This is a genomic window from Pseudomonas sp. GD03862 (assembly GCF_029840855.1).
GTDB lineage: Bacteria > Pseudomonadota > Gammaproteobacteria > Pseudomonadales > Pseudomonadaceae > Aquipseudomonas > Aquipseudomonas alloputida.
Genome location: NZ_JAOCDI010000100.1, coordinates 1 through 1,584, shown reverse-complemented (window position 1 = coordinate 1,584; position 1,584 = coordinate 1). Strand labels below are relative to the sequence as shown.

The 1,584-nt window shown below is 48.2% G+C and carries 1 protein-coding gene and 1 pseudogene; both read right to left on the bottom strand.

The genetic code is table 11. The features are described 5' to 3' along the window. Window positions 1–598, bottom strand: a 598-nt coding sequence (locus N5D53_RS27495) for a hypothetical protein (RefSeq protein ID WP_279841129.1), incomplete at its 3' end; no start/stop codon positions are given. Window positions 599–722: 124 nt separating this feature from the next. Further along, a pseudogene (locus tag N5D53_RS27490) lies at window positions 723–1,584 on the bottom strand (hypothetical protein); the annotation flags it as partial.

Genomic DNA, 1,584 nt, shown 5'->3' with positions numbered 1-1,584 from the left:
CCGGGCCGTGGTCCATGAAGTGGCGGAGGTATTCCCATACCTCGGCCACATGCTTGACGCCGGGTTCGGTGGGTTCGTTGCTGTCGACCCAGAGGCAGTCTTTTTTGTGGAGGCTACCATCCTTCCTAGGCGGGGCAAAGGCAAGTGCATAGCTAGTGCTGAAGGATGAACCACCGAACTCTGTGCGCTTAAATACCCCTCCCTTGATATTGGTCCAATCGAATGAGATAAGTTTTTTGTTGCGTTGATATAGGATTTTTCCAGTTGCGCGATTGAGGTAGATGTTTGATAGGTTTTTTATGAAGAATATCCTGTAGGCAATGAATGGTGTAAATATTAGTGGTGCAATAACGTATTGTGCGAGTGAGTGAAGGTCCGCTAGCGCGGACTTTCTAAAATCCGCATCTATAATGTCCGGGTAGATATAAGCTGCTAACCCTAATGTCATGGCGGTGTATAATTTTCCCATGAATACGGAGTCGGATACCCATGGGTTCACGAGGGATAAGTGATGTTTGTTTATGGTTGATAGTTGGCTTGAGATGTGTGGAGTGAACTGAGAGCGTGCGGAGGGTGTGAAAATCCATGAAATGGCCATTATCGTCCCTCAAGTTTGAATGTCTGGGAGGAGCCTGCTTGTTCATCTAAACCTAGATTTGGCAGATATTTGATGTTTAGTTTAATGTGGCGGTGGTTTCGAATTTGATTCTTGAAGTGGAGTATCAGTCCACCCCTAATTTCATAGCAGTCTGGTGTGGCTGGTAATATAGATATGCCACTGTTCTCGAGTTGGCTACTAAGGCTGGCTTGCCATTCGCTCTGGCCCAATAGAAATCCCCGTAGGAGGACTGTAAACTCAGCAGTGGGGGGATGCTAGAAACTTGATTGTGTGTGATGGCAGTCCAGTTCGGAGTAGTCCATGTGTTTAAGTCAGTCCATTTGCTGTCCAGATGCCCTAGGTCAAATAGTTTTGTCTCGTTTTTTGAAAGCAGCGAGGGTGAGTAAAATACCTGGTGCCAAGCGTTGATTTCGTCTTTAATGTTGGCGAAAGTTGGAAGTTTCTTGTCGGTATCTAAAATTATGTCTGGTCGGCTTTCGCCATCATTGAGACGGTTCCCAAATATACTTCGACTGGCCCATAGCTCTATAGGGGTGTGAAGGTGTTCGGTGGCTTTCGCATGGAGGTAGATGCCTCCAGCTATGATCGCAGCACCTAATAGGACTACTGCAGCTGCAGCCCATCCTGCAAAAGGGATAAGTGTTGTGGCGCCTGCAATAGCTAATCCACCTTCTAATACCAAGACGGAGCCTATTGCGACCGCGCCCCCGCCATAGAAAGTTAAATCAGAAGCGGCAGTATTACCGTGCATCTTCTGCCTTTGGGATTTTTTATAGTCAGAGGCGAACCCTAGGAAAATAGCCGGGTAGCCGGCCAACCTTGCGAACAAATTACTTCCTAGGAGCTTGATTAGACCGTTACCAAAGGCCATGCCCGGCGCTGTGGCACTTAATCTCAGCATGACGGCCTTTTGCGTTGCCCGTACGCTGACCAACGTTGCCGCCGCTGCACCAATCACCCCGAAC